Annotated in this window: 27 protein-coding genes, 1 tRNA gene and 1 riboswitch; of the genes, 10 read left to right on the forward strand and 18 right to left on the reverse strand. The window is 65.1% G+C overall.

Annotation, left to right across the window (positions count from 1 at the left end):
• The first annotated feature begins 81 nt into the window (after positions 1 to 81).
• Positions 82 to 1,008 carry a class I SAM-dependent DNA methyltransferase gene (locus ABIG06_RS09995; protein ID WP_370136049.1) on the forward strand — a complete coding sequence of 309 codons (927 nt, stop codon included), beginning with the start codon at positions 82 to 84 and terminating at the stop codon, positions 1,006 to 1,008.
• A gap of 114 nt (positions 1,009 to 1,122) precedes the next feature.
• Positions 1,123 to 2,352: an ABC transporter substrate-binding protein gene (locus ABIG06_RS10000; protein ID WP_370136051.1), complete on the forward strand. Its 1,230-nt coding sequence runs from the start codon at positions 1,123 to 1,125 to the stop codon at positions 2,350 to 2,352.
• Between the two features lie 76 nt (positions 2,353 to 2,428).
• Here the strand turns inward: ABIG06_RS10000 and ABIG06_RS10005 are convergent, their stop codons facing one another.
• From ABIG06_RS10005 to ABIG06_RS10040, 8 genes are all read right to left on the reverse strand, one after another.
• Positions 2,429 to 3,280: an amidohydrolase family protein gene (locus ABIG06_RS10005; protein WP_124161693.1), complete on the reverse strand. Its 852-nt coding sequence runs from the start codon at positions 3,278 to 3,280 to the stop codon at positions 2,429 to 2,431.
• A 4-nt stretch (positions 3,281 to 3,284) separates the two neighbouring features.
• Positions 3,285 to 4,262, reverse strand: a complete 978-nt coding sequence (locus tag ABIG06_RS10010) for an aldo/keto reductase (protein WP_124161736.1) — start codon at positions 4,260 to 4,262, stop codon at positions 3,285 to 3,287.
• A gap of 105 nt (positions 4,263 to 4,367) precedes the next feature.
• Complete coding sequence (locus ABIG06_RS10015) at positions 4,368 to 5,300, reverse strand: sugar-binding protein (protein ID WP_199751783.1); 933 nt, start codon at positions 5,298 to 5,300, stop codon at positions 4,368 to 4,370.
• Between the two features lie 94 nt (positions 5,301 to 5,394).
• Positions 5,395 to 6,477 (reverse strand): ABC transporter permease, encoded by a 1,083-nt coding sequence (locus ABIG06_RS10020; protein ID WP_370136055.1) that lies wholly within the window; start codon positions 6,475 to 6,477, stop codon positions 5,395 to 5,397.
• The gene (locus tag ABIG06_RS10025; RefSeq protein ID WP_124161696.1) at positions 6,477 to 7,235 is read right to left on the reverse strand and encodes an ATP-binding cassette domain-containing protein; all 759 of its coding nucleotides are present in this window, start codon (positions 7,233 to 7,235) and stop codon (positions 6,477 to 6,479) included. Before ABIG06_RS10025 ends, ABIG06_RS10020 begins: the two co-directional genes overlap by 1 nt.
• A 12-nt stretch (positions 7,236 to 7,247) precedes the next feature.
• The gene (gene xylA / locus ABIG06_RS10030; protein ID WP_370136058.1) at positions 7,248 to 8,570 is read right to left on the reverse strand and encodes a xylose isomerase; all 1,323 of its coding nucleotides are present in this window, start codon (positions 8,568 to 8,570) and stop codon (positions 7,248 to 7,250) included.
• Positions 8,567 to 10,024 carry a xylulokinase gene (xylB, locus tag ABIG06_RS10035; protein ID WP_370136060.1) on the reverse strand — a complete coding sequence of 486 codons (1,458 nt, stop codon included), beginning with the start codon at positions 10,022 to 10,024 and terminating at the stop codon, positions 8,567 to 8,569. The genes xylA and xylB overlap by 4 nt, the downstream gene beginning before the upstream one ends.
• Before the next feature lie 81 nt (positions 10,025 to 10,105).
• The gene (locus tag ABIG06_RS10040; protein WP_124161699.1) at positions 10,106 to 11,194 is read right to left on the reverse strand and encodes a LacI family DNA-binding transcriptional regulator; all 1,089 of its coding nucleotides are present in this window, start codon (positions 11,192 to 11,194) and stop codon (positions 10,106 to 10,108) included.
• Between the two features lie 118 nt (positions 11,195 to 11,312).
• Here ABIG06_RS10040 and ABIG06_RS10045 point away from each other — a divergent pair, with 118 nt between their 5' ends.
• Entirely contained in the window at positions 11,313 to 11,840 is a 528-nt protein-coding gene (locus ABIG06_RS10045; protein ID WP_124161700.1) for a DUF1003 domain-containing protein, read from the forward strand.
• A 1-nt stretch (position 11,841) separates the two neighbouring features.
• On the opposite strand, the gene ABIG06_RS10050 is transcribed toward ABIG06_RS10045, so the two are convergent.
• Together ABIG06_RS10050 and ABIG06_RS10055 are read right to left on the reverse strand one after the other, a co-directional pair.
• Positions 11,842 to 12,315 (reverse strand): GNAT family N-acetyltransferase, encoded by a 474-nt coding sequence (locus ABIG06_RS10050; RefSeq protein WP_370136064.1) that lies wholly within the window; start codon positions 12,313 to 12,315, stop codon positions 11,842 to 11,844.
• A gap of 40 nt (positions 12,316 to 12,355) precedes the next feature.
• Positions 12,356 to 12,937, reverse strand: coding sequence for a helix-turn-helix domain-containing protein (locus tag ABIG06_RS10055; RefSeq protein ID WP_370136067.1), 582 nt, complete (start codon positions 12,935 to 12,937; stop codon positions 12,356 to 12,358).
• Positions 12,938 to 13,105: 168 nt separating this feature from the next.
• Here ABIG06_RS10055 and ABIG06_RS10060 point away from each other — a divergent pair, with 168 nt between their 5' ends.
• A complete protein-coding gene (locus ABIG06_RS10060) occupies positions 13,106 to 14,098 on the forward strand; it encodes an alpha/beta fold hydrolase (RefSeq protein WP_370136069.1) in 993 nt (330 codons plus the stop codon).
• Positions 14,099 to 14,102: 4 nt separating this feature from the next.
• Here the strand turns inward: ABIG06_RS10060 and ABIG06_RS10065 are convergent.
• Positions 14,103 to 14,176: transfer RNA gene (locus tag ABIG06_RS10065), tRNA-Gly, on the reverse strand.
• Between the two features lie 173 nt (positions 14,177 to 14,349).
• Here ABIG06_RS10065 and ABIG06_RS10070 point away from each other — a divergent pair.
• The 4 genes from ABIG06_RS10070 (at position 14,350) to ABIG06_RS10085 (ending at position 16,851) form a co-directional block, all read left to right on the forward strand.
• On the forward strand, positions 14,350 to 14,928 hold the full coding sequence (locus ABIG06_RS10070; protein WP_370136072.1) for a methylated-DNA--[protein]-cysteine S-methyltransferase: 579 nt from the start codon (positions 14,350 to 14,352) through the stop codon (positions 14,926 to 14,928).
• Positions 14,929 to 15,019: 91 nt separating this feature from the next.
• On the forward strand, positions 15,020 to 15,859 hold the full coding sequence (locus tag ABIG06_RS10075; RefSeq protein ID WP_424578270.1) for a helix-turn-helix transcriptional regulator: 840 nt from the start codon (positions 15,020 to 15,022) through the stop codon (positions 15,857 to 15,859).
• Positions 15,860 to 15,915: 56 nt separating this feature from the next.
• Positions 15,916 to 16,275, forward strand: coding sequence for a VOC family protein (locus ABIG06_RS10080; RefSeq protein WP_370136075.1), 360 nt, complete (start codon positions 15,916 to 15,918; stop codon positions 16,273 to 16,275).
• 174 nt (positions 16,276 to 16,449) lie between these two features.
• Positions 16,450 to 16,851: an SRPBCC family protein gene (locus ABIG06_RS10085; protein WP_370136078.1), complete on the forward strand. Its 402-nt coding sequence runs from the start codon at positions 16,450 to 16,452 to the stop codon at positions 16,849 to 16,851.
• 49 nt (positions 16,852 to 16,900) lie between these two features.
• On the opposite strand, the gene ABIG06_RS10090 is transcribed toward ABIG06_RS10085, so the two are convergent.
• The 3 genes from ABIG06_RS10090 to ABIG06_RS10100 all read right to left on the reverse strand — a co-directional run bounded on the left by ABIG06_RS10090 (position 16,901) and on the right by ABIG06_RS10100 (position 19,779).
• Positions 16,901 to 17,953, reverse strand: a complete 1,053-nt coding sequence (locus tag ABIG06_RS10090) for a hypothetical protein (RefSeq protein WP_370136080.1) — start codon at positions 17,951 to 17,953, stop codon at positions 16,901 to 16,903.
• A 104-nt stretch (positions 17,954 to 18,057) separates the two neighbouring features.
• Positions 18,058 to 18,471, reverse strand: coding sequence for a PAS domain S-box protein (locus tag ABIG06_RS10095; protein WP_124161709.1), 414 nt, complete (start codon positions 18,469 to 18,471; stop codon positions 18,058 to 18,060).
• Between the two features lie 171 nt (positions 18,472 to 18,642).
• Positions 18,643 to 19,779 carry a 2'-deoxycytidine 5'-triphosphate deaminase gene (locus ABIG06_RS10100; protein WP_370136083.1) on the reverse strand — a complete coding sequence of 379 codons (1,137 nt, stop codon included), beginning with the start codon at positions 19,777 to 19,779 and terminating at the stop codon, positions 18,643 to 18,645.
• Positions 19,780 to 19,859: 80 nt separating this feature from the next.
• Positions 19,860 to 19,939: riboswitch (SAM riboswitch) on the forward strand.
• A gap of 75 nt (positions 19,940 to 20,014) precedes the next feature.
• Here ABIG06_RS10100 and ABIG06_RS10105 point away from each other — a divergent pair.
• A complete protein-coding gene (locus tag ABIG06_RS10105) occupies positions 20,015 to 21,202 on the forward strand; it encodes an O-succinylhomoserine sulfhydrylase (RefSeq protein WP_370136086.1) in 1,188 nt (395 codons plus the stop codon).
• A gap of 71 nt (positions 21,203 to 21,273) precedes the next feature.
• On the opposite strand, the gene ABIG06_RS10110 is transcribed toward ABIG06_RS10105, so the two are convergent.
• From ABIG06_RS10110 to ABIG06_RS10120, 3 genes are read right to left on the reverse strand one after another with little or no spacing between them, the layout of a single operon-like run.
• Entirely contained in the window at positions 21,274 to 22,266 is a 993-nt protein-coding gene (locus tag ABIG06_RS10110) for an SGNH/GDSL hydrolase family protein (RefSeq protein WP_370136089.1), read from the reverse strand.
• A gap of 12 nt (positions 22,267 to 22,278) precedes the next feature.
• Positions 22,279 to 23,058, reverse strand: a complete 780-nt coding sequence (locus ABIG06_RS10115) for an SGNH/GDSL hydrolase family protein (RefSeq protein ID WP_124161713.1) — start codon at positions 23,056 to 23,058, stop codon at positions 22,279 to 22,281.
• Positions 23,058 to 24,314, reverse strand: a complete 1,257-nt coding sequence (locus ABIG06_RS10120) for an OpgC domain-containing protein (RefSeq protein ID WP_124161714.1) — start codon at positions 24,312 to 24,314, stop codon at positions 23,058 to 23,060. The genes ABIG06_RS10115 and ABIG06_RS10120 overlap by 1 nt, the downstream gene beginning before the upstream one ends.
• Before the next feature lie 195 nt (positions 24,315 to 24,509).
• Here ABIG06_RS10120 and apaG point away from each other — a divergent pair, with 195 nt between their 5' ends.
• Complete coding sequence (apaG, locus tag ABIG06_RS10125) at positions 24,510 to 24,902, forward strand: Co2+/Mg2+ efflux protein ApaG (protein WP_199751803.1); 393 nt, start codon at positions 24,510 to 24,512, stop codon at positions 24,900 to 24,902.
• A gap of 125 nt (positions 24,903 to 25,027) precedes the next feature.
• On the opposite strand, the gene ABIG06_RS10130 is transcribed toward apaG, so the two are convergent.
• Entirely contained in the window at positions 25,028 to 26,035 is a 1,008-nt protein-coding gene (locus ABIG06_RS10130) for an Hsp33 family molecular chaperone (RefSeq protein WP_124161715.1), read from the reverse strand.
• Positions 26,036 to 26,144 lie beyond the last annotated feature (109 nt).

Raw genomic sequence — 26,144 nt, forward strand, 5'->3', positions numbered from 1 at the left:
CGGGACCCGCGCATCCATCCTCCAAAGCAGCGATTGTTTAAGGATTGCCGGGTCAAGCCCGGCAATGACGAGTTGTTCCAAATGCCTCTGCGCCTGTTCCAGTCCTCCGGCGATCTCATGGCCGACCGCCGCTTCGAGTTCGCGCGCGACCTCCAGCTCAAGGGCGACCTGCCGGCCGCCGCGGACCTCCTGGAGCAGGCGATCGAGCTTGCGCCGAACTTCACCTCCGCCTGGTTCACGCTCGGCGAGATCCGTCAGCAACTCGGCGAGCGCGACAAGGCGATCACGGCCTTTCGAGAATCGCGTCGATGCGATCCCGCGGACCGGCACGGCGCCGGCCTGCATCTGGTGCGGCTCGGCGACGCACAGATGGCCGAGATGCCCAAGGCCTACGTGCAGACCCTGTTCGACCAGTACGCGCCTCGCTTCGAGCACACGCTGATCAACGATCTCGGCTATCGCGGCCCGGCGCTGATCTTCAAGGCAGTGCTCGCCGCGCGTGGCGCGGCGAAGAAGCCGGCCTACTTCAAGCGGGCCATCGACCTCGGCTGCGGCACCGGGCTTGCGGCTGTCGCGTTCGCCAAGCAGGTCGATCATTTCGTCGGCATCGATTTGTCGCCTCGCATGATCAAGGAGGCGCGCGCCACGAACCTCTACGCGGAGCTCGAGGTCGCCGACATGATCGAAGGCCTGCGCAGCAAGGCGGATGCGAGCGCGAACCTCGTCGTCGCTGCGGATGCGTTCGTTTACCTTGGCGATCTTGCGCCGGTGCTGAATGAATCGAACCGCGTGCTCGCGCCTGGCGGCGTGCTCGCCTGCACGCTGGAGACGCACGATGGCAGCGGCATCGCGCTCGGTGAAGGCCTGCGCTATGCCCATTCTGCGGAATATGTCCGCGGCGCGATCGCCAGGGCGGAGCTCAAGCTGCAGACACTAGAGCCAGCCTCGCCGCGCAACGAGAACAACGAGCCGGTGCGCGGCCTCGTCGTCGTCGCCGAGAAAATTTGAGTCTAGGCGCTAGCACTGTTCAATTTGAGCGCCATTGCGTCGCAAAGCTGCGACTTCCCACTTGCGAGATGCGCTGTGATGCCAGCACAATGCCCTCGCTAGGGAGAAACAACAATGACGAAGAATCCATCGCGGCGCGATTTCAGCGCCGCCGCGCTCGCCACCATCGCTGCATCCACCTTGCCTGCGCCTTATGTCTGGGCTGCGGAAAAGAAATACGATGCGGGCGCCAGCGACACCGAGATCAAGATCGGGCAGACCGTGCCGCATTCCGGCCCCGGCTCGCTCTACGGCGTGCTCGGGCGCATCGGCGAAGCCTATTTCCAGATGCTGAACGATAAGGGCGGCATCAATGGACGCAAGGTCAAATTCCTCACCATGGATGACGCCTACAGCGCGCCGAAATGCGTCGAGGCGACGCGGCGCCTGGTCGAGCAGGAGGAAGTGCTGGCGCTCTATGGCTCGCTCGGCACCGCGCCGCAGACCGCCGTGCACAAATACCTGAACTCCAAGGGCGTGCCGCAGCTCTTGCTCAACACCGGCGCATCGAAGTGGAACAACCCGAAGGAGTTCAAATGGACGATGGCGGGGCTGCCGCTCTATCCGACCGAGGCGCGCATCCTGGCCCGGCACGTCGTCAGCGTGAAGCCGAACGCGAAGATCGGCATCCTCTACCAGAACGACGATTTCGGCCGCGACTTCCTGGGTCCCTTCAAGAAGGTGCTGGCGGATGCCGGCGGCACCGCGCAGGTGATCATGGAGCAGACCTACGATCTCACGGAGCCGACCGTCGATTCCCAGCTCATCAATCTCTCGAAGTCGGGCGCCGACGTCTTCTACAACATCTCGACGGGCAAGGCCTCGTCGCAGTCGATTCGCAAGGTGGCCGAGCTCGGTTGGAAGCCGCTGCAATTGCTGTCGGCGGGCTCGACTGGCCGCTCCATCCTCAATGCCGCGGGCCTCGAGAACGCCACCGGCATCGTCGCCATCCGCTACAACAAGGAGGTCGGCCTGCCCAAATGGGAGAAGGACCCCGACGTGATGGCGTTCGAGGAACTGCGCAAGAAGTACACGCCGGCGATCGATCCCGACAACACCATCGCCTTTGCCGGTTACGGCCAGGCCGTGACCATGGGCGAGATCCTGCGCCGCTGCGGCGGCGAACTCACTCGCGCCAACGTGCTGAAGCAGGCCTCGACGCTCGCGGGCTTCCATTCGCCCTATTTCCTCGACGGCGTCACCTACAGCTACGCGCCCGAAGACTACACGCCGATGAAGACGCTGTTCATCTCCACCTTCACCGGCAAGGATTGGGACATTTCCGACAAGCCGATGTCGGAGTAGGTGGCGGGACGAACTCCGCCTTGGCCTCCCCTCTCCTGCTCCGTCAGGAGAGACAGGAGGACGCCGGCGCTTCGCGCTAAGCCGCGATCGGCAGCCGATACGCCTGCGCAGCATTCACGCCGAAAGCCTTGTCCCGCACATGCGGGCCAAGGCTCGCCAGGCAGGCCTCCAGCGCATTCTTGATCTCGCCGTAACTTCCCGCAAGCAGGCACACTGGCCAGTCCGAGCCGAAGATCAGCCTGTCCTCGCCAAAACATTCTGCGGCGTGCGCGACGAACGGAAACAGCCGTTCCGCATCCCAGTCATTCCAGACCGCCTCGGTCGCCAAGCCTGAGATCTTGCACCAGACATTTCCGCAGGCAGCTAACGCTGCGATGCGGTCGGCCCATTCGGTGCTCCCGCCGCCGGCGATCGGCGGCTTCGCGGCATGATCGAGCACGAAGCGCGCTTGCGGAAAGGCCTGCGCAGTCGCGATCGCAGCCGGCAGCTCGCGGGTGCGAACGAGGAGATCGTAGCCGAGATTGCGGGCGAAAACGGCCGTGAGACCACGCTGGACATCCTCGCGGAGCAGCCAATCCGGATCAGCCTCGTCGTGGACCTGGTGGCGGATGCCAACCAGCTTGCCGCCGCCGGGCAAAGCGCGCAGGCGATCAAGCGTTTCGTCGAGAGCGCCGTCCGTCAGATCAGCCCAGCCGACCACGCCGACGACGAAGGGATTCTCGTGCGCGATGTGCAGGAACTGCTCGGTCTCCTCCAGCGCAGAGCGGCACTGCACGAGGATGCTTGCGTCGATGCCGTTGCCCTTCATGAGCGGCGCGAGATCGGCGGGACCGAAGGCGCGGCGGATCGGCGCGAGTTCGTCCGCCTCCATCCAGGGATAGTCGCCATGCGCCGGGTCCCAGAAGTGCTGATGGGCGTCGATGATCATGCCCTTACACTCCGCCCGGCAGCGGCGCCCGGACATCGACGAGCTTTCGCGCACGGAGTTCCTGCCAGAACGCGGCCGGCACCGCTTTCTCCGACATCGCGATGTTGTCGGCCACTTCCACGGCATTGCGCGCGCCCATCACGGCGACCGTCACTGCCGGATGCGCCATGCAGAACTGGAGCGCGGCGGCTTTCAGCTCGGTGCCGTGCCTGCGGCAGAGCGCGTCGAGCTCGAGCGCACGCGCGACGAGCGCCGGATCGGCGTCCTGATAGTTGAACTTCGCGGAGGTCCGCGGATCGGCCAGAATGCCGCTATTGTAGATGCCGCCGAGCAGAATGCCGATATCCTTCGCCTGACAGGCCGGAAACAGGACGTCCAGCGCGCCCTGGTCGAGGAGCGTGTACCGCCCGGCGAGCAGGAAGCAGTCGACCGGCACGGCGTCGGCGAAGCGAACCAGCATCTCCGACTGGTTCATGCCGGCGCCGATCGCCTTGACCGTGCCTTCGCTGCGCAAGCGCTGGAGCGCACGGAAGGCGCCGGTGACGGCGTCGTCATAATGGTCGTCGGGATCATGCACGAGCAGGACGTCGACGCGATCGAGGCCAAGGCGCGCCAGGCTCTCCTCGACCGATCGCATCACGCCGTCATAACTGAAATCGAACACCGGGCGCTCGCGCGGCGTGCCCTTGTAGTGCTCGTCTTCCGTGGCATTGCCATCCGGTGCGCGCAGCAGACGGCCGACCTTGGTCGAGATGGCGTAGGAGTCGCGCGGCTGTTGCCGCAGGAATGCACCCAGCCGCCGCTCGGCAAGGCCAAAGCCATAGAGCGGCGCGGTATCGAAGAAGCGGACGCCGAGAGACCAGGCCCTTTCAATCGTTGCTTGCGCATCGGCATCGCTGACGGGGGAGAACAATCCGCCGAGCGGGGCGGAACCGAGGCCGATTGAGGTGACGTCGAGAGCGCCGAGCCGCGACATTTTCATACCCATTGCCTTCCAGCAGCCCTCTTCCAACAGCCCAAATCATCTCTCCCGCTTGCGCAAACCGCAAGCGGGAGAGACATATGGAAGCGCCAGGCTGGGGTGCTCCTACTTCAACATCTGTGCGACGTTGTCCTTGGTGACGAGATCGAGGCCGGTGTAGACGATCTCCGGCACCTTCTCGCCCTTCTTGATCGCGAGCAGCGTGTCCATAGCCTTCTCGCCCATCTCGAACGGACGCTGGCCGACCAGCGCATTGGCATAGCCATCGCGCAGCAGCTCGAGCTGCATCTTCAGCGTATCGGCTACGACCAGCGTGAACTTGCCGGAATCGATGTCCTTTTTGTTCCTGGACGCGAAGGCCTTGAAGCCTTCCGGAGCGAACATCGGCCAGCCGCCGATCGGAACGATGGCGGCAAGGTCAGGCGTTGCGGTGCGCATGTCCGTCATCTGCTGGACCGCCAGCGCGGGATCGTCGTTGCAGAAGGTCGGGGAACCCGCGACCTCGGTCCATTTCGAGCCCTTCAGTGCCTCGCGCACGCCATCGACGCGCTCGGCGAGGTTCTTGGCGCCGGGACCGCCCGAGACCATGGCGTACTTGCCGCCATCGGGCCGCATCTTCAAGAGTTGCTTGCCGAGGGCCAAGCCGAACTCTTTGTTGTTGGTGCCGATATAGGCGACGCGCTTGGAGCCTGGGGCATCGGCATCGAAGGTGATGACGGGGACGCCGGCCGCGGTTGCCGCCTCGATCGACTTGGTCATGGCTGCGACATCGGCAACCGAGATCGCGAGGCCGTCGACCTTCTGGGTGATGAAGTCCTGGATGATCTGGGCTTGCGTCGCCGGCTCATGCTCCACCGGCCCCTTGTAGATGCACTCGATGTTGCCGAGCTCCTTGGCGCGCTTGAGGCAGCCATCGCGTGCGAAGTCGAAGAACGGATTGTTCATCGCCTTGGGCACGATGACGAAGCGGTAGTTCGCGGCGAACGCCGGCGTCGCCATCATCGCAACCGCGATGCCGGCAAGAAGAAATTTCCTCATTGTCTCCTCCACCCTTGTTTGGTGCCCATCCTCTCGAAAGCGCCCGGGAAGCGGACAGGCGGCATTTTCGTTGCCTTCCCGAGACGACGTCGCGTCAGGTCATCCGCGAGCGGATGCGATCGACCAGCACAGCCAGAATGATGATCACGCCCACCAGCGTCTGCTGCCAGTAGGAGCTGACCTGCGCCAGCACGAGCCCGTTGCGGATCACCTCCAGCAGCACGCAGCCGACGATGGCCCCAAGTGGGCCGCCAATGCCGCCGGCGAGATTGGCGCCGCCGATCACGGCCGCCGCGATCACGTTGAGCTCGTAGGATGTCGCCATGTTGGCCGGCGCTGACCCGAGCCAACCGGAGATGATGATGCCCTGGAGCCCCGCGGCGAGCGCGCAGATCACATAGACCTCGATCTTCACCCGCACCACCGGAATGCCGGTGAGCTCGGCCGCCTTCTCGTTGCCGCCGAGCGCGAAGACGTGGCGGCCAAAGGAGGTGTGGTGCAGAACCACGGCCATCGCCAATGCGAGGATCACGAGATAGATGAAGGGTACGGGGACGCCAAGCACGTCACCCGAGGTGAGCGCATAGAAATAATCGGCGTCCGGTCCGCCCGGGAAACTGCCACGGCCGTTGGAGACGACGTAGCCGAGCCCGCGCACGATCGAGAGCATGCCGAGCGTGGTCACGAAGGGCGACAGGCCGAGCACGGCGATGCAGAAGCCGTTGACGAGACCGGCGACCAGCGCGACGCCAAGGCCTGCGAGGATCGACACCAGCAGGATCAGCCCCGGCACATTGGCGAACACGGTCTTGCCGTCGGCCGCCATGTGCACGAACAGCGCGCCCGCGGGCGAGCCGGGCGTCGACAGCTCGGTCATCACCATCGAAGTGATCATGGCGGAGAAGCACATCATCGAGCCGACCGAGAGGTCGATGCCACCGGTGATGATCACGAAGGTGACCCCAAGCGTCGCAATGGCGATGAAGGAGAAGTTCTTCGCCACGTTCTGCATGTTGCCTTCTGTGAAGAAATAGGGACTGGCGAAATGCATGATCACCAGCAGCACCGCCAGCGCGAGCAGGACGTAGCCGGTCTGGGAGGCGAAGATGCCGCGCTGCCACCATCTGATCTTGCCGACATTGGAGAACGTGATCGGGGATTCCATGGGCATGGTCATCACGCCGCCTCCTTCGCACCGGTGATGAGCGCGGTGATTTCCTCTGGCGATGTCTGGTGGATCGGCTTGTCGGCCCGCTTCTCGCCGCGGCGCATGACGATGACGCGGTCGCACACCGCGAACACGTCGGGCATGCGATGCGAGATCAGCATCACGGCGACGCCCTGCTCCTTCAGCCGGTGAATCAGGCCGAGCACCTGCTCGACCTGGCGCACAGAGATCGCGGCGGTCGGCTCGTCCATCATCACGAGCCTGGCGTTGGACAGCCGCGTCCGCGCGATCGCGACGGCCTGGCGCTGGCCGCCCGACATCTGCTTGACGAGATCGTCGGGGCGCGTCTCCGAGCGCAGCTCGCCGAACAGCTCGAGCGCGCGCGCCGCCATCGCCTTGTGGTCGAGCAAGGCGATGGGTCCGAATCTGCGCTTCAGCTCGCGGCCGAGAAAAACGTTGGCTGCCGCCGTCAGATTGTCCGATAGCGCGAGGTCCTGATAGACCACCTCGATGCCGACAGCGCGGGCATCGACGGGACGATTGAAACGCACTGCGCTGCCGGCGAAGCGCATCTCGCCTTGCGTGGGACGAAAATTGCCGGCAATGATCTTGACCAGGGTCGACTTGCCCGCGCCGTTGTCGCCCATCAGGCCGACCACTTCGCCGGGGAAGACCTGCATCTCGACATCGTGCAGCGCGCGGATCGCGCCGAACTCCTTGCCGATGCCGGTCAGCTCGAGGACCGGTTTTGCGTCGGTGTTTGCCATCAGCGGTCCTCCTCAGACGTAGCGGTTGACGAGGGATTCCAGGTATTCCTGCCGGCCCGAGCGCGGCTGCGGGTCGAAGCCGGGACTCATGGCACGGTCGGCGAGCTCGGCGAGCGAGCGCTGGCCGCCGAGAATGGCGCGGCCCTCGGAGCCGGCCCACCCTTCGTAACGCCTGGCAAGCGGCTCCGTGAGGACGGCGGCATCGATCATGTCGGCGGCGGCGAGGAAGGCACGCGCGCAAGCATCCATCGAGCCGACATGGGCATGGATCAAATCGTCGGGATCGATGGACTGACGGCGGATCTTGGCATCGAAATTGAGCCCACCCGAGGTGAATCCGCCTCGGCTCAGGACCTCGTGAAACACTAGCGCGAGCTCGCCCACGTTCATTGCGAACTGGTCGGTGTCCCAGCCGAGCAGATCATCGCCGCGGTTGATGTCGAGCGAGCCGAAGACACCGAGCGCCTCGGCGAGCGCGACCTCGTGATGGAAGGAGTGGCCGGCGAGGATGGCGTGGTTCTGCTCGATGTTGAGCTTGACGTCTTTCAGGAGATCGTAGCGTTCGAGGAAGCCGTAGCAGGTGGCGACGTCGAAGTCGTATTGATGCTTGGTCGGCTCCTTCGGCTTGGGCTCGATCAGGATCGGACCCTTGAAGCCTATTCTGTGCTTGTGCTCGACCACGAGCGAGACGAAGCGGCCGAGCTGATCGAGCTCACGCTTGAGATCGGTGTTGAGCAGCGTCTCGTAGCCCTCGCGCCCGCCCCACAGCACGTAGTTCTCGCCGCCCAGCCGGTGCGTCACCTCCAGCGCGGCGCGGACCTGGCCCGCGGCATAGGTGAAGATATCAGGATCCGGATTGGTCGCGGCGCCCGCCATGTAGCGACGGTGTGAGAACAGGTTTGCGGTACCCCAGAGCAGGCGCACTTTTGCGGAAGCCATTTTCTGCTCGAACAGATCGGCGATCACGTTGAGGTTGGCGACGGATTCCGCGAGCGTGGCGCTTTCGGGCGCCGCATCCACGTCGTGGAAGGTGAAGAACGGCACGTCGAGCAGGCGGAACAGCTCGAAGGCAACGTCAGCCTTGGCGCGCGCCATTGCCATCGCGTCGGTGCCGTGGTGCCAGGGCCGCAGGAACGTCTCGCCGCCGAAGGGATCGCCGCCCGGCCAGCATAGGGAATGCCAATAGCAGACTGCAAAGCGCAAATGATCCTCGAGCCTGCGGCCATGCACGAGACGATCCTTGTCGTACCAGCGGAAGGCGGGCGCGCTTGCGGCATCCTTGCCGGCAAAGGCGACGGGTGCGCTTGCATCGAAGAACTTGGCTGACGCGTTCACTTAACGGACTCCTTCAGTGCTGGATAGAGCGCGCGCCATCGCCGATAGGTCTCGTCATAGGCCGAAGCGACGGATGCACGGGGCATGAAGGTCGCGAGCCGCCGCGAACGGGTGCAGACCTCCGCGGGAACTTCGCCGGTCGCGGCAAGCCGGGCGAGCCGCGCGGCGCCGAGCGCGGCTCCGACCTCGCCTTCCTCGACGCGGTGAACGGGAATGCCGAGCACGTCGGCGCAGATCTGCGCCCACAACGGTGAGCGCGAGCCGCCGCCGACGAGATCGACCTCGGCAATCGGCCCACTCGCCGCGCTCAGCACCGCCAGATTGTCGCGCGCGGCAAAGGCGACGCCTTCGAGCACGGCCTGGACGATCTGGCTCCGGCCGGTCGCACCGCGCAAGCCGACAAAAGCGCCGCTGGCAGCGGCATCGTTGTGCGGCGTGCGCTCGCCATCGAGATAGGGCAGGAACTTGATCGGGCTTGGCCCGTCGACGCGCTCGCCGAGCGGCGCCAGCAGCGCTGCAGCCGGCGTCTCCATCACGCCGGACAGCCAGGCCAGCGACGCTGCCGCCGACAGCATGACGCCCATCTGGTGCCACAGGCCGGGCAGCGCGTGACAGAAGGCATGCACGACTGATGCCGGCGCCGGGGCGAAGCGATCGGTGGCGCGGAATAGCACACCCGACGTTCCCAGCGACAGGAAGGCGTCGCCCGGTGCGATGGCGCCGAGCCCGATCGCGCTGGCTGCATTGTCGCCGGCACCGCCCGCGACCACGACATCCTTCTGCATGCCCCAGCGGCGCGCGTAGTCCGGCGCGAGCACTGCGCTCACCTCGCTGCCCTCGACCAGGCGTGGCATGTGGTGCAGATCGAGCCCGGTGGCATGCAGCAGCAGGGCCGACCAGCGGCGCAGACCGACATCCAGCCACAGCGTGCCTGATGCGTCCGACATATCCTCGACCATCTCGCCGGTGAGCCGATAGCGAACATAGGCTTTCGGCAACAGCACCTTTGCCACGCGGTCGAAGATTTCGGGTTCATGCCGCGCGACCCATAACAATTTCGGGGCGGTGAAGCCGGGCATGGCCAGATTGCCCGTTATCGTGTGCAGCGAGGGACAGCGCCGCTCCAGCGCGACGCATTCGGCCTGCGAGCGGCCGTCGTTCCAGAGAATGGCCGGACGCAGCGGCCGGCCATTCTCGCCGAGCAGCGTCGCGCCATGCATCTGACCAGACAGCCCGATGCCACGAACCTGCGCAACCTCGCGCGGCTGGCGCGCGGCGAGATCGTCTATTGCGCCGATGGCCGCAGCGACCCAGGCATCGGGATCCTGCTCGGACCACAGCGGCGCCGGGTGCGACAGCGCAAGCTCGCGCGCCGCGGTGGCGACGACCGCGCCGGCTTCGCTCACGAGCACCGCCTTCACACCGGATGTGCCGATGTCGATCCCGAGATACACGCAATCCTCCCTTTATCCTGCTGCGGTGCGCGATCTTGCGTCGCTTTCACCGCAACGGGCCCATTCGAAATCCACCTGCCGCTAAGGCAGATTGTCCCGCATCACGATATCGATCCTGATCTTCTCCTGTTCGCTCAAGATCGGCTCGCCGCGCGCGAGCGCCAGCAGCACGCGCACGGCCGCGCGCGCTTCATGTCCGGGGTTCTGCGAGATCGCCGCATCCATCACGCCCTGCAGCAGCAATCGGCGCGTCAGCGCCGTGACATCGTGTCCGACGAACACCACCTGCTTGTCGCGGCCGACTTCGCTCAACGCCTTGTCGTTCAGTGCCTTGTCGTTAAGCGCCTTGTCGTTAAGCGCCTTGGCGACGCCTTGCGTGCCGGCACCGACGTTATAAAGGCCGACAATGTCGGCATGGCTGCCGAACAGCCGTCCCAGCAGCTGCTCCGAGCGGTCGTCCTCGTCGCGCCCTTCCAGCACGGGCAACACGCTGAGACCGGGGAATTCTGTCGCCATTACCTGGTTGAAGCCGAAGATGCGCTCGGCATGATCGCGCAGGCCCTGCGAGCCCGCCACGATCGCGACCTTGCCGGACCTTTGGCCGACCAACCGCCCGACCAGCGCGCCGGCGGTGCGCCCCGCCGCAATATTGTCGATGCCGACATAATGGTGTCGGCGCGAGGACGGTACGTCCGAGACCAGCGTCACGACCTTGGTGCCGGCATCGACGAGGTCATTGATGGCCGCGCGCACGCCGGGATGATCCAGCGCCACCACGGCAACGCCGTCATAGTCGCCCGACAGCGCCTCTAGCGACGCCGCGAGCGCGGAGGGGTCGAACACGTCGGTTGTGACCATCTCGACGCCGAGACGGCGTGCCGCCAGCCAGGCCGACATCTCGCCGAGATAGGCCTCGATCTGCTGCATGAACGGGTTTGGCCCCGACGGCATCACGAAGGCGAAACGGCGGGCGCGGCCGCGGGCGAGCTCGGCGGCGGCCACATGCGGCTGAAACGAATTGCGTTCGATCGCCGCCTTGACGCGCCGCACCGTGTCCGGCCGCACGCCCGGGCGATTGTGCAGGACCCGGTCCACCGTCGCGAGGCTGACGCCTGCCTCGCGGGCAATGTCCTTCAGCGTCAACGCGGTCGCGGTGAGGGTCTCGGCCATGGCTGAAGGCTAGCAGAGGTGTTTTGAGGTACGCAACTCATTTTGAGGGAACATCGGTCATTTCTGGCATCCCATGGCCTCTCTAGGAACAGCACTTCCATCGGGCCGTTGCCGCCCCGTGCGGAACGACATCACCCATGATCCCGGCAAGGGGCTGAGCCCGACGCTCGAGCGCAATATTCATGCGTTGGTCGAGCGCCGTCGCCGCGAGCAGCAGGCGGCAAGAGGCCAGGACAAGGTCGCCGACTCGATCACGGCCTTCACCGGCAGCATGACGTTCGTCTACCTGCACCTTGCCGTGTTCGGGTTCTGGATCATTGCCAATCTGCATTGGCTGCCGGGTATCCCGGCCTGGGACGAGAGCTTCGTGGTGCTGGCGATGGTCGCGTCGGTGGAGGCGATCTTCCTCTCCACCTTCGTGCTGATCTCGCAGAACCGCATGACCGCAGCCGCTGACAAGCGGGCCGATCTCGATCTTCAGATCAGCCTGCTTGCCGAGCATGAGCTGACCAAGGTTGCCCGCCTCCTGACGCAGATCGCCGAGCGGCTCGACGTTCAGCCGGACTCCGCGCGCGATCTGGAGGAGGCCGCCCGGGACATCGCGCCCGAACGCGTGCTCGACAAGATCGAGGAGACGCGCTCCTGAACTATCGGCGCACCGGCGCCGACAGGTCGAGCGTCAGGAACAGGCTGTTGGGATCCTCGACATAGCCCTCGAACGGGCCGCAGGACACGAAGTCGTGGGCCTGATAGAGCGCGTGCGCCGGCTTGAAATAGTCCCACGAGCCGGTCTCGAGGCTGAGACGCGTCATCCCGCGCGCGCGGGCCTCCGTGATGATGTGGCGCAGCATCCGGCCGCCAAAGCCGCGCCGCCGCGCGGTCTGAAGCGTGTGCATCGACTTCACCTCGCCGTGTCGCGGCGAAAGCGTCTTCAATGCGCCGGTGGCGACCAGCGTCTCGCCGTCCCAGCCGGTCCAGAACGCCACCTCGGGCGCGCGAAGGCCCGCCAGATCGAGCGCATGCGCGCTCCCCGGCGCGGTCTGCGCCCGCGCAGACGTGACGTGATAATCGAGCAGCGCTACGACGCGCGGATCGAAAGTGTCGCCGGTCCGGATCTGCATGGTCGGTCTCATTTCAATGGCTCGGATCGCATCGGCGACATCACATCTTCCCATAAGAGGTGCCGCGCCGGGTGATGATGACGTAGCGCGCGTCCTGCCTGGTTTCGTTCTCGAAGGTCACCGCGCGCATCACATCGAAGTCGAGACAGTCGCCGTCGCGCAGGCGCACCGTCTTGGCGTCGATATGCACGCAGACCGCGCCCTCCAGCATCAGGAGCTGCTGGGTGAAGGCGTTGCGGCCCCAGGGGCTGTAAGAGACCCGCGCGCCGGCCGGCAGGTCGACGACGATGATCTCGATGCCGCTCGCCGCATCCGGCGGCGAGGCGTGACGCCGGCGGTAGCCGCTATCGGGGTCGCGCCAATGTGGCTGGTCGGCAAGCCGCACCAGGCGCTCCGGCGGCTTCTCGGTGAGCGCGACGACGTCGCTGAGCGTGACGTCGAGCGCCGCACAGAGCTTGTTGAGCAGCGCCGCCGTCGCACTGCTCTGCGCCCGCTCCACTCGCCCGATCATGGCCCGGCTGACGCCCGACCGTGCCGCCAATTCGTTCAACGTCACGCCCGCTTGCGTCCTCAGTGTCTTCAAGCGACGACCGATCGCACGGTCGAGTTTCTGCTGGTCCATGGTGTCATCACAATATTGCCGGCGCAGGGACCGCATCCACCGGCCAAGACGAGCTTAGGGCGAGCGCGGCGTGCGTGCCGGGTGCAAGAGGCTAACATATTGGAATCTTTGCGGAGCCTGCAGCGCAGATTAGAATGCGCCAACCGCAGTGAACGGGGAGGCAATGACATGGGCGAACCGACGCAGCGGACGATCGGGGCAAACGGCATCAACATCAAGATCGCCGAGCAGGGCGAGGGCCCAATGGTGCTGCTTTGCCACGGTTTTCCGGAAGGCTGGTACTCCTGGCGCCACCAACTCGAGGCACTGGCAGCGGCGGGCTACCACGCGGTCGCACCCGACATGCGCGGCTATGGCAAGAGCGACCGGCCCGAAGCGATCGACCAGTACACGATCCTCCATATGGTCGGCGATCTCGTCGGCGTGCTCGACGCCCTCGAGGCGAAGGACGCCGTCATCGTCGGCCATGACTGGGGCGCGACAATCGCCTGGCACACGGCGCGCTTGAGGCCCGATCGCTTCCGCGCCGCCGCGATCCTCAGCGTGCCCTACCGTCCGCGCAGTCCAGTGCGGCCGACCAGCGTGATGCCGCAGACGGCGGATGCGCAGTTCTATCAACTGTACTTCCAGGAGCCCGGTATCGCCGAAGCGGAGTTCGAACGGGATACGCGCGCAACGCTCGGTGCCATGCTCTTTGGCGGTTCTGGCGAAGGGGCGGCGGCGATCCGTGCCAATGCCGAGCGTCAAGGTCGGACCACCGGCGTCGGCATGGTCTCGCGGAAGGACGGCATGTTGCCGAAAGTGCAGGTACCGCGGCCCTCATGGCTGAGCGCTGCCGACCTCGACTATTATGGCGCCGAGTTTGCCTGCAGCGGGTTTCGCGGGCCGCTCAATTACTACCGCAACATCGATCGCAACTGGGAGCTGATGGGCGCTTTCGAGGGCGTGAAGGTGATCGTGCCCTCGCTCTTCATCGCCGGCGACCATGACATGGTCCTTGCCTTCCCCGGCGCCGCCGAGCATCTCGCCATGATGAGGCAATGGGTGCCCCAGCTACGCGAGATCAAGATGCTGCCGGGCTGCGGACACTGGACGCAGCAGGAGCGGCCGGCGGAGGTGAACGCGGCGATCGTGGAATTCCTGCGAAGTCTGCCGAACTGAAGCTTGGAGCGGGCGAAGGGAATCGAACCCTCGTATGCAGCTTGGGAAGCTGCCGTTCTACCATTGAACTACGCCCGCTTATGCGCGCTTCACGCCCCTCCTGATTAGCCGAGACGGCGGCTCCCGCCAAGCGGTTTGGCGCGCCCGGCCCGACGGATGTTAACATCCTGACAAGATTCCAGGTGCGCCGGATTGTGGCAGTGTTATGATCGTATCTCCGGGAAGAAACGTGCACTGAGTGGGGCGTGTGCATGGTGGGGCGCGCGTACGCGATATTCGACACGACACTGGGGCGCTGCGGCATCATCTGGAGCAGCACCGGCGTGGTCGCCGTGCAACTGCCGGAGGCGCGGGAGATCGATACCCGCCGCCGGATCTTCCAGGCCTATCCCGACGCGCGCGAGCAGCGGCCGTGCGAAAATGCCGAGCTTGCGATCGAGGGCATCGCGGCGCTGCTGCAAGGCAGTGACCCGGATTTTTCCGACGTCAGCCTGGACGCCGGCGGGGTGCCCGGCTTCAACCGGCGCGTCTACGAGTTCGCCTGCACCATTCCGCGCGGGGAAACGCGCACCTATCACGAGGTCGCCAAGGCGCTGGGTGCCTCAGGCGCGGCGTATTCGGTGGCGCAGGCGATCGCGAAAAATCCCTTTATGCTGATCGTGCCCTGCCACCGGGTGCTGGAGGCCGGCAATTACACCGACGGGCTCTCGCGCCATGGCGGCGTGACCTCCAAGCGGCGGCTGCTGGCGCTTGAAGGCGCCCGCCCCATCGCCAGCAAGACACTGTTCGAGGTGCTGCTGCCCGTTGCTCCGCCGCGCGCGCCTGGCTAAGGCGCGATCCTGATCGCACCTTAGCTTTTTGGGACATGATCTTTTCGGACAACCGCTACACACTTGTCCGGATCATGCCTAGATAGGCGGCATGGACGCGACCACGCTGCTGACGACGCCATCGATGACGGTCTCCGAGTTTCGCTGCGATGCGGGACCGGACGACGCGCCGTTTCCCGAATGCCGCACCGGCCACTCCATCGCCTATGTCCGCGCGGGCAGCTTCGGCTGCCATTGCCGCGCCGGTTTCTTCGAACTGGTGGCGGGCTCGATGCTGGTCGGCGCCCCCGGTGAGGAATACACCTGCACGCATGAGCACGTCTCCGGCGACGTCTGCCTGTCGTTCTTTCTCAGCGAGGGCCTCGTCGAGACTCTCGGCGGGCGGCGTGAGGTCTGGCAGGTGGGCGCGACGCCGCCGCTGCCCGAGCTGATGGTGCTGGGCGAGCTCGCCCAGACGGCAGCAGATGGCAACAGCGACCTCGGCCTCGATGAAGTCGGCCAGATCCTGGCCGGCCGCTTTGTGGATGTCGTCTCCGGCAAGGAGCGCAGGCCGGCGACGCCTACCGCGCGCGACCGCCGGCGCGCGGTGGAGGCCGCGCTGTGGATCGACGACAACTCGCATGCCGAGCTCGACCTCGAGCAGGCCGCACGGCAGGCGGGCCTCAGTCCGTTCCATTTCCTGCGGCTTTTCTCGAGCGTGCTCGGCGTCACCCCGCATCAATATCTGGTGCGCTCGCGGCTGCGGCACGCGGCTCGGCTGCTCGCTGACGACGCCATGGCGGTTACCGACGTCGCCTATGACGTCGGCTTCGGCGATCTCTCCAACTTCGTCCGAACCTTCCACCGCGCCGCCGGCGTATCCCCGACGAAATTCCGCCAGGCCTCGAAAGGGATGCGCAAGATTCTCCAAGAGCAGCTTGCCCTCAACTGACTAGAATCGTCTCCGGCGCGTGCCATTCGCGGCACGCTTCTGCAATGGAGATGAACATGTACGATCACATCGGATTGCGCGTTGCCGATCTCGACGCCGCCACGCGCTTCTACACCGCAGTGCTGGCGCCGCTCGGCTATGTCCTGTGCTCGAGCGGCGATGGCTATGCCGGCTTCGGGCCGAAGGGCGAGCCGGCGCTGTGGCTGCACCTGAACATGGGTCGCAAGGCCGACGGTGCCCACATCGCCTTCCGGGCCAAGGATCATGACGCGGTCAAGGCGTTCCATACCGAAGGGCTGAAGAACGGCGGCCGCGACAACGGCGGCGCCGGGCCGCGCAAGGACTACGGACCGACTTACTACGCCGCGTTCCTGATCGACCTTGACGGCAACAATGTCGAGGCGGTTTGCGTGTGAGTTCTCTCATTCGTCATTGCGAGGAGCTCTCGCGACGAAGCAATCCAGACTGTCCCCGCGGAAACATTCCTGGATTGCTTCGCGGAGCCTGTCATCGGGCGGCGCTTCGCGCCGACCCGGTGGCTCGCAATGACGATGCTTGGGGCACCACTTATCACAATCAAGGACATCTTCATGGCCTCCATCCGCAACGACATTCCCCTCCCCGCCTCCGCCCGCGACGTCTGGGACGCGGTGCGCGACTTCGGCGCGCTGCATGAACGGCTGGCGCCCGGCTTCGTCACCGCTTGCACGCTCGACGGCGATGCGCGCATTGTCACCTTCGCCAACGGCTCGGTGGCGCGCGGGGTGCTGGTCGATTGCGACGATGCGCGGCGGCGTCTCGTCTATGCCATCAGCAACGAGCGACTGAAGCACTACAGCGCCTCGGTGCAGGTGATCGCCGAGAGCGATGCGCGCTGCCGGCTGGTCTGGATCATCGACGTGCTGCCAAACGAGCTCGCGGCCTACATTCAGGGGCAAACGAAGGAAGCCGTCGGCGCCATCCACAGGGCGTTCCCGCCTGCGGCTACGTGATCTTTTTCACAGAGGCGTGCCTTGCGGCGGCGCATTCCGATGGGTGAACCTACCCGATCGTCCAGACCAGTGGCGGACGTCCGCCAACGGCGGAGCGCATCTGCACGCCGATGTGCCGGCCGCAGCCCGCGGCGAGCCCCTCGAACAATCCCGCCAGCACCCTGGCACAGGCGGGGTGATAGTCGGCGACGTCGTCCATCAGCTTCCAGCTCTGCTGGCGTATTTCAACCGTGCCTTCGGATTGCGTCATCTCGGCCGCGTCATCCTGCGCCGCGAACAACGCGCTCAGAAACGATGCGAATTCGCGCGCCCCGCCGCGGCGCATCGCCAGCGCCGAGGCAACCTCGTCGAAATATTGCATGCCGATCAACTTGCCGGTGAGATGCAGCAGATAGCCGGCGTCTTCCGGACCGAACAGCTGCACCATCACGGGTGCGGCGGTGCGGACATACTCCATGGCGTAGTTGCGATAGGCCTTTTCCAGACGCGGCTTCGGCCAGCTCGCGACCGGCAGCGCCGGCGCGGTCTTGGCGTCGAACATAGGGGCTTCCAAATGCCGCGCGAACACCAGGCGCTGGTCGAGCTCGAGCGGATGCTCGTATTGATGGTAATAGCCCTCAAGCCCGTCCTGGCCATCGACGCTCTGCTTGGTGCAGACGAAGCCGAGCCTGGGGTCACCGAGCGCAGCGCCGTTGTTGGCGTGCCAGCCGCGCAGCATCGCGCGGGAGATCTCGCCCGGCACGCCGCAGATCGCGGTGCCCTTCCAGATCCAGCGCGGCGGCGGGTAGCGGATCCAGGCCTTGGCGTCGCTCTCATACATGTACTCGACGTGCACGCCGCCGATCCAGTTGGAGAGATAGTGATATTGCGCCGCCGCGACCGCGGGCGGCAGATCTCTAAGCCCGAGCTTCTCGAGCCCGGGCAGGAAACGCTCCTGCTGCTGGCGACGGAACACGCGGAAGACGAATTCCGCGGCATCCGCCGTCCCGCGCCGCGTCACCACCGTGAGGATGAGGCCGGTGAAATAGGCGTGGTAGAGATCGGCGACTGCGCGCCAGCGTTTCCATTGCGCTTCCTGCGCAGAGTCTGATGCCGCGGTCATGTTTCCTCCCGATCCTTGTTGCGATCGAGTGTGTCACCGCACTTGGTGACAGGCAACCTGACGCTCGCGCAGGGCGCCCTGCACGCCGCCCCGACAATTCCGCATCACGAATTTTGCGCAGGCCTTGCAGCGCGCTCGCGCTCGACGCGCTCCGTGACGTCGCGCGCCACCGCAACCGATCCCTGCACGACACCGCCGGCATCACGCACCAGCGCGAATGTCATCTCGACGTAGAGCTTGCGCCCGCTCTTGTGGAGCGCGCGGGTCAGTGTCGGCTTGCCCGCAAGCTTCATCGCCCCGCTCCCCAGCGCGGCCTCGAAGCCTTTCCAGTGCGCGGCGCGGAGATGCTCGGGAATGATCAGGTCGAGGTTCTGGCCCAGCGCTTCCGCGACGGAGAAGCCGAACAGGGCGGCGGACGCGCGATTCCAGCGCATGATCGTGCCGGATCGATCCGAATAGATCAGCGCGTCCGCAACGTCTTCGATGATGCTTGCGTCGAGATCGGATGGATTGCTCATCTCGTCACCTCGCATGTAGCCCTGATTTGCGTCGCGTCCTCACACCTACGCGGTGCCATCGCTGACTTGATCGAGTGATCCCGTAGTCCGAGTCGGGCCGTTATCAAACTGAGCGGCCGCGGCGTACTGTCCTGCTCCAGTCAAGCCGAGGCATGACAGTAGAGTGTGTGGTCACACCCGAAAATGCTTCGATAGTTTGAGGCCCTGCGCCTGGTAGTTCGAACCGATGCGCTGGCCGTACATCGCGTCGGGCCGGGCCAGCATCTTCTCGTAGACGAGGCGGCCGACGATCTGGCCGTGCTCGAGAATGAAGGGCACCTCACGCGAGCGCACCTCGAGCACGGCGCGTGCGCCCTGCCCGCCGGCGCCGGCATAGCCGAAGCCGGGGTCGAAGAAACCGGCATAGTGCACGCGGAACTCGCCGACCAGGGGATCGAACGGCACCATCTCCGCGGCGTAGTCGGGCGGCACCTGCACGGCTTCCTTGGACGCGAGGATGTAGAACTCGCCGGGATCGAGGATGAGGCTGCCGTCGGGGCGCGCCGAGATCGGCTCCCAGAAGTCTTCGACCGCATAGCCGGAGCGGCGATCGACGTCGACGACACCGGTGTGGCGCTTGGCGCGATAACCCACGAAACCGCTCGCCTTCTCGCCCGACAGATCCACCGACACAGCGACGCCGCCCGAGAGGTCGGCATCGTCGACATCGACGAGGCGCTCGGCGGCATGCAAGCCGTCGAGCTCGTCCGCGTTGAGGATGGCGTCACCGGTGCGGAAACGCACCTGCGACAGGCGCGAGCCCTCGCGCACCAGCACCGGAAAGGTCTTCGGGCTGATCTCGGCATAGAGCGGGCCATGATAGCCGGCGCCGATCATGTCGAAGCGGCGGGTGCCATCGGCGATCACGCGGGTGAAGACGTCGAGCCGGCCGGTCGAGCTCTTCGGATTTGCGGCCGCGACGATTTCCGGCGGCAGCGCCAGGCTTTCCAGCAGCGGCACGATATAGACGCAGTTGGTCTCCAGCACCGCGCCGTCGGCGAGGCTGAACTCGTGCAGCTTCAATTCGTCAATGCGTTCGGCGACCGTGGCGCCGGGACCTGGCAGGAAGCTGGCGCGGACGCGATAGGCGATATCGCCCAGACGTAAATCGAGGCTCGCCGGCTGGATCTGGCTCTCGACGAAGTCGTATTCGGGCAGGATGAGCCCCGCTTCCGCCATCGCCGCGATCATGCGGTCGGGCAGGATACCATTGGCGTCGGCGGCGACCGTGAACGTCAACCGGGGGTCCTCATCAGGGCTCGCTTGCATCCCAACATGCGGGAAATATCAGCCTCTTACGGCTAGCCGATGGACGTCTTGACGGAAAGGGCATTGCGGAATATGAGCATCACTTATCCCGTGGTGATTTGAGCCGGCCGGCTTGCAGCCACGTTAAATAAATCGCTAAACAGGCCGGGGACCTCTGTGATCCCGGCCAGTGGAGATATCCAGGCCGGTTTTTTTGTGACCGTTTGCGTGTCGAATGGTCATGTCGGAGGGTCCTATGTCGAAGTCGCCTGCCAACTACCGCCCCGAAACCCGCCTGGTCCATTCCGGGACCCTGCGCTCGCAATATGGCGAGACGTCGGAGGCGCTGTTCCTCACCCAAGGCTACGTCTACAACAGCGCCGAGGAGTGCGAGGCGCGGTTCAAGGGCGAGGATCCCGGCTTCATCTATTCGCGCTACTCCAACCCCACCATCGCGATGTTCGAGCGCCGCATGATCGAGCTCGAAGGCGCCGAAGCCGCCCGCTCGGCGGCAACGGGCATGGCCGCGGTGACGACCGCGATCCTCGCACCGCTCAAGGCCGGCGACCACGTCGTGGCTTCGCGCGCCCTGTTCGGCTCGTGCCTCTACGTCATCCAGGACCTGTTGCCGCGCTACGGCATCGAGACCACGCTGGTCGACGGGCTCGATCTCGACCAGTGGCAGCGCGCTTTGAGGCCCAACACGAAGACGTTCTTCCTGGAGAGCCCGACCAATCCGACCCTCGACGTGCTCGACATTCCCGGCATCGCCGAGATCGCGCACAAGGATGGCGCACGGCTCGTGGTCGACAATGTGTTCGCAACCCCGATCTGGCAGAGCCCGCTGGCGCTGGGTGCGGACGTCGTCGTCTATTCCGCGACCAAGCATATCGACGGCCAGGGCCGGTGCCTGGGCGGCATCATCCTGGCCTCGGAGGCCTTCATCGCCGAACACATTCACAATTTCATGCGCCAGACCGGCCCCTCGATCTCGCCGTTCAATGCCTGGGTGCTGCTCAAGGGCCTGGAGACGCTGGGCGTGCGCGTGCGCGCGCAGACCGATACCGCGGCGCGCATCGCCGACGTGCTGGCGAGCCATCCGAAGATCTCGCGGCTGGTCTATCCCGGCCGCGCCGATCATCCGCAGGCGGCGCTGGTGACAAAGCAGATGCGCGGCGGCTCGACGCTGGTCGGCTTCGAAGTCAAGGGCGGCAAGGCGGCGGCGTTCCGCGTGCTCAACGAATTGAAGCTTGCGAAGATCTCGAACAATCTCGGCGACGCCAAGAGCCTCGTCACCCATCCGGCGACGACGACGCATCAGCGTCTCAAGCCGGAGGATCGTGCCACGCTCGGCATCAGCGAGGGATTCATTCGCTTCTCCGCGGGACTCGAGCATGCGGATGATCTGATCGAGGATCTGACCGCGGCGCTGGAGAAGGCGTGATGGGCGAATGGCGAATAGTGAGTGGCGAATAGATCAAACCCTATTCGCTACTCGCCATTCCCTACTCGCCTCTACATCGGCCGGTACGTCCGCACATCCGCGGGGACGTTCACCCCGAGCCTGATCTGGCCGACGGAACGGATGATATCGTCACCCAACAGCTGGGCGAAGCAGGCATAGCCCCAATCGTTCATGTGCAGGCCGTCGGCGATGACGAAGCCCTCGACCGGAATGGCCTGCTTCTCGTGCCAGTCGCGCATCACCTCGAAGCGCGGGAAGATTCCAACATGACGGAGCTCGGCGACCTTGCTGAGCAGCGTCACCATCTTGCCGGCGCTCTCGGCGCGCTGGTTGACCGCCGGCGAATATTGCGGATCGACCAGCACGATGTCGGCGCCGCCCGCGGCCTGGATGCGGCTGATGCCATCCTCCACCATCTTGGCGGTTTCCCCGGGATCGAGATTGCGCAGCACGGCGTTGGTGCCGACCTGCCAGATCACGAGGTCCGGATGCACGTCGATCACCTGCGTCTGCAGGCGCTTCATCATCTCGGGGGCGTCCTCGCCGCCGACGCCGGCATTGATGACGCTGATGTTGGCGGCCGGATAGTGCCGGCGCAGCTGCGCGGCGAGACGGTTGGGGTAATTGAACTCCGGCGAGCTCGCGCCGAACCCTTGAGTCGACGACGAGCCGAACGCGACGATGACGACGGGCTGGCCCGCGGCGAGCTTGCCAGCAACGTGCGGCAGCGAGCCCATCGCCTTCGAACCGCCCTTCGGCGGCAGGCAGGGCACACGGTTGAAGATGTCGCCGGCGGATTTGGCGGCCTGCTTCACCTTGTCGATGGCTCGCGCCGCGATGCCGCGCTGCTCGGGCGAGGTCGCAGCGACGCTGGTCTGGGAGGGCGAAGCGGAAGCGGGATCAGCCGACTGCGCGGGGGCGGTTGTCGCTTGTGCGGCTGGCGTCTGGGCATACGATTGCGAGGCCGGCGTCAGCAACAACAGCGCTACGGCTGCAGGCGCGGCCAGCCATGTCGCCAGGCAAAAAGGGGGAAGAGAACTCATTAACGCTAGACCTCAATTTTGCTGCTGGGCCGGCTCGAGACGGGCTGCGTCGAACACGAACCGCGCCAACGCCCGGCCAAGGCAATCATGGACCTGTTTCGCCAGCTCGGGCCCGCGGGACGGGCTGAACAGGTCGAACTGACCTTGATCATTCCATTGCCGCATGATCGCGAAACGATCGAACAGCGGAATACCGTGCTCCTGCGCCACCACCCGCATATTATCGAGAAAAGGCTGCGCCGAGATCATGGTTTCGGTGCGTGGACTGTACTGCAGATTCATCAAGACGACGTCAGCTCCCGCATTCTGCAACGCAGCAACCCCTTCGGTGACGGCACTTCGAAACTCGTCGGGATCGATGGCTCGGATAGCATCCACCGTCCCGGTCTGCCAGATCACCAACGTAGGCGTTTTTGCTTCCATCAGCTTAACGAAAGTGGAGGCGGCCTCCTCCGCCGTTCTCTTGCTCTGTATTTCTACGGAGACATGCACCTCCTCCGACGGCGGCAGCTTCTCCTTGAGGATCGCCTCCATGCGCGCCGGATATGAGCTGTTCTCCGAAGATGGAATGGTCGTCGAGCGGCTGCCGATAACCAGGATCTCGAGCGGCCTGCCGGCCTTGACGGCAGCGGCGACCTTGGGCAGCGGGCTTTCGCTGGTCAGCAGATAGGCCGGCAATTCGCAGGAAGCGGGCGCAGGGGAAGCCGTGGGCGCAGCATCGTCCGCACGCGCCACGGGCGCGGTGAGGCCGCCGTATAGCAGGATCAGGCTCAGGAGAACCTTCGCCTTCATCAGCCCCCTCCCGCCAGATCGGCGTTGCCGACGGCGTTTTTGGTTTTCGCACCGCTCTTGTCAGCCACGCGCTTGTACCACGAAATGACCCAGGCCACCCCCCACATGATCAGGACTCCGGAGAGACTAATCAAGGCATGCATGGCTGCGCCGCCGGAAACTTCGGCCAGGATGAAGTGGCCGGCGAAAGCAAGGAAGACGCCGAGACAGAATATCTCGAGGGAATGTTGGCCGCACAGGATCAGCGGCCGCAGCCAGGGCGACTTCAAGCCCGGCCAGTCCCGCGGCAGGAAGCGCACCGTGAGCGCGGCCAGCGCCAGGAAATGCGTGAAGCGCAGCACGTCTAGATCGGTCTTGTTGATCGGATACATCCATTGCTCGATCAGCTTCGGCGTGAACTGGGAGAGCTGCGGCACATACCAGGTCAGCGTCACGTAGAACGACGCGGCGAGATAGGCGATCGCCATCCACATCGTGACGCGCGACGACAGAATACGCGACATGCGGCGCGCACCCCCGAGCGCACACCATGCACCGAACACGAACAGCAATTGCCAGGCAAAGGGATTGAAGGCCCAGAAGCCATTTGGATAGGCCGATAGATAGAGATCGTACTCCCAGGTAACCGCGTAGAGTACGACCGAAAGGCCGAGAGTGACGTCGGGTCGCCATTTCATCGACCAAAGGATCAAGGGCAGCGCCAGCATCAGCACGATGTAGAGCGGCAGCACGTCCATGTTGACGGGACGGAAGCGCAAGAGCAGCGCCTGCACGATGGTGACGTCGGGCTGCTTGAGGAAGTCCATGATGCCCATCTCTTCGGTGTAGAGCGGGTTCTCGAATCTGGTCGCCACGTAGGAGATTTCGGCAAGGAAGATCGTGAACAGGAAGACGTGGGCGACGTAGATCTGCCAGACCCGGCGCAGGATGCGCGCGGTGGCGATGACGACGCCGCTCTCCAGCATCGCCCGGCCGTAGACGAAGGCGGCGGTGTAGCCGGAGATGAAGATGAAGATCTCCGTCGCGTCGCTGAAGCCGTAATTGCGGATCGTGAACCAGGTCAACAGACTTGCCGGCAGATGGTCGATGAAGATCAGCCACAGCGCGAGCCCGCGGAACAGATCGAGCCGGAGCTCGCGCTCGCCGATGGCGGGCAGCGTGATGGCCGGCGCGGCGGCACGCGGCTTGGTCCCTGCGGGTTTGGCTTCCGCAGCCCCCGCGATCGTCGATCCCGTCACTTGGTCGGCAATGGTCATCGGGGGCCTAAAAACGCTCCGCAAATAACGACATTGAAGGAATGTAACGATCCCGCCGTCGTCTCGCAAAGCGGCCGGATCATATAAGGGAATCTCCCTTTGAGGGTGTCCTTCCCTTCGAATTCTGGCGGGACGATGTCGCCAAAGCCGTCTCCAGCGTTTGGTTCCGGGACGGATTTGGCTATTATGGCAGCCATGTACCGCGCCGTGACCCGCCAGATTGAAGTGACCGTCGAGCCGAACTTTGTTCCGGAGCAGTCGTCGGCCGACCGCTCGCGCTATTTCTGGTCCTACACCATCGTCATCACCAATTCCGGCGAGGAAACCGTGCAGCTCAAGACGCGGCACTGGATCATTACCGATGCCTCCGGCCGCCAGCAGGAGGTGAAGGGCGAGGGCGTGGTCGGCGAGCAGCCGATCCTGGCCCCCGGCGAGCGTTTCGAATACACCTCCGGCGTGCCGCTCTCGACCGCCTCGGGCTTCATGACCGGCAGCTACCAGATGGTCAGCGAAACCGGCGAGCGCTTCGAGATCGACGTACCGACGTTCTCGCTCGACAGTCCCGACAACAAGCGGGTGTTGAATTAAGGGGCGCAGCAGGGTGTGGCACGCTCTCTCCCCACCGTCCTTGCGAGCGCAGCGAAGCAATCCAGAACCCCTCCGCGGCGGCAGTCTGGATTGCTTCGCTGCGCTCGCAATGACGGAAGAAATACCTACGCGTCTTCCACGCCCGCCTCGTGCGGCGTGAACTGGTACACCGATGAGCAGAACTCGCAGGTGACGACGACCTTGTCGTCCTTGACCATTGCGGCACGATCGTCCGGCGAAAAGCTCTTGAGCATCGAGGCGACCGCATTGCGCGAGCAGGAGCACTGCGCCTTGAGGACCTGCGGATTGAACACGCGCACGCCGCGCTCGTGGAAGAGACGGTAGAGCAGCCGCTCGCCCGAGAGTTCTGGATCGATCAGCTCGACGTCTTCGACGGTCTCGATCAGCGAACGCGCCTCGACCCAGGCGTCGTCTTCGGCGACACTGTGCACTTCGACACCTTCAGGCGCATCGCCGGGATGCAGATCGGCCTGCCGGGCGCGCTCCGGCGCCTTCGGCAGAAACTGCATCAGCATGCCGCCGGCCCGCCAGCGATGCTTGCCGCCGTCGCTCGAGCGCCACTCCTCGCCGACCGCAAGGCGCACGCGCGTCGGGATCTGTTCGGAGCGGAGGAAATATTCGTGCGCGGCGTCTTCCAGGCTGCCGCCGTCGAGCGCAACCAGACCCTGGTAGCGGCTCATGTCGGGGCCCTGGTCGATGGTCATGGCGAGATGGCCGCGGCCGAGCAGCGCGCCCGGGTCTTTGGCTTCGCCGAGGCGCGCGGCGTCAAAGCGCGCATAGGCGCGCAGGCGATCGGGCGCCATGTAGTCGACGACCAGGAACGAGACCGGACCGTCGGTCTGGGCCTGGAGAATGAAACGCCCCTCGAATTTCAGCGCGGTGCCGAGCAACGTCGTCAGCACGATGGCTTCACCCAGCAGCTTGCCGACGGGTGCGGGATAATCGTGCTTGGTCAGGATATCGTCGAGTGCCGGGCCGAGCCGCACCAGCCGCCCGCGCACATCGAGCGCGTCGACCTCGTAGGGCAACACGGCGTCATCGATCGGAACCGCCGATGGTGCGCGAACCGGGCCTTCTGGCCCGGTTTTCATGTCAGGGGATTGGGAAACCATGGGCCGTTATCTGGGGTCGGAGGGCTGAGAATGGAAGGGGGCGGCTACCACCACGTATTCCGCCATCGTTCCGGACAAGCGAGCAGGACGAGCGCTGATCCTGGACGAT

The sequence above is a fragment of the Bradyrhizobium sp. USDA 326 genome (assembly GCF_049739485.1).
Lineage (GTDB): Bacteria > Pseudomonadota > Alphaproteobacteria > Rhizobiales > Xanthobacteraceae > Bradyrhizobium.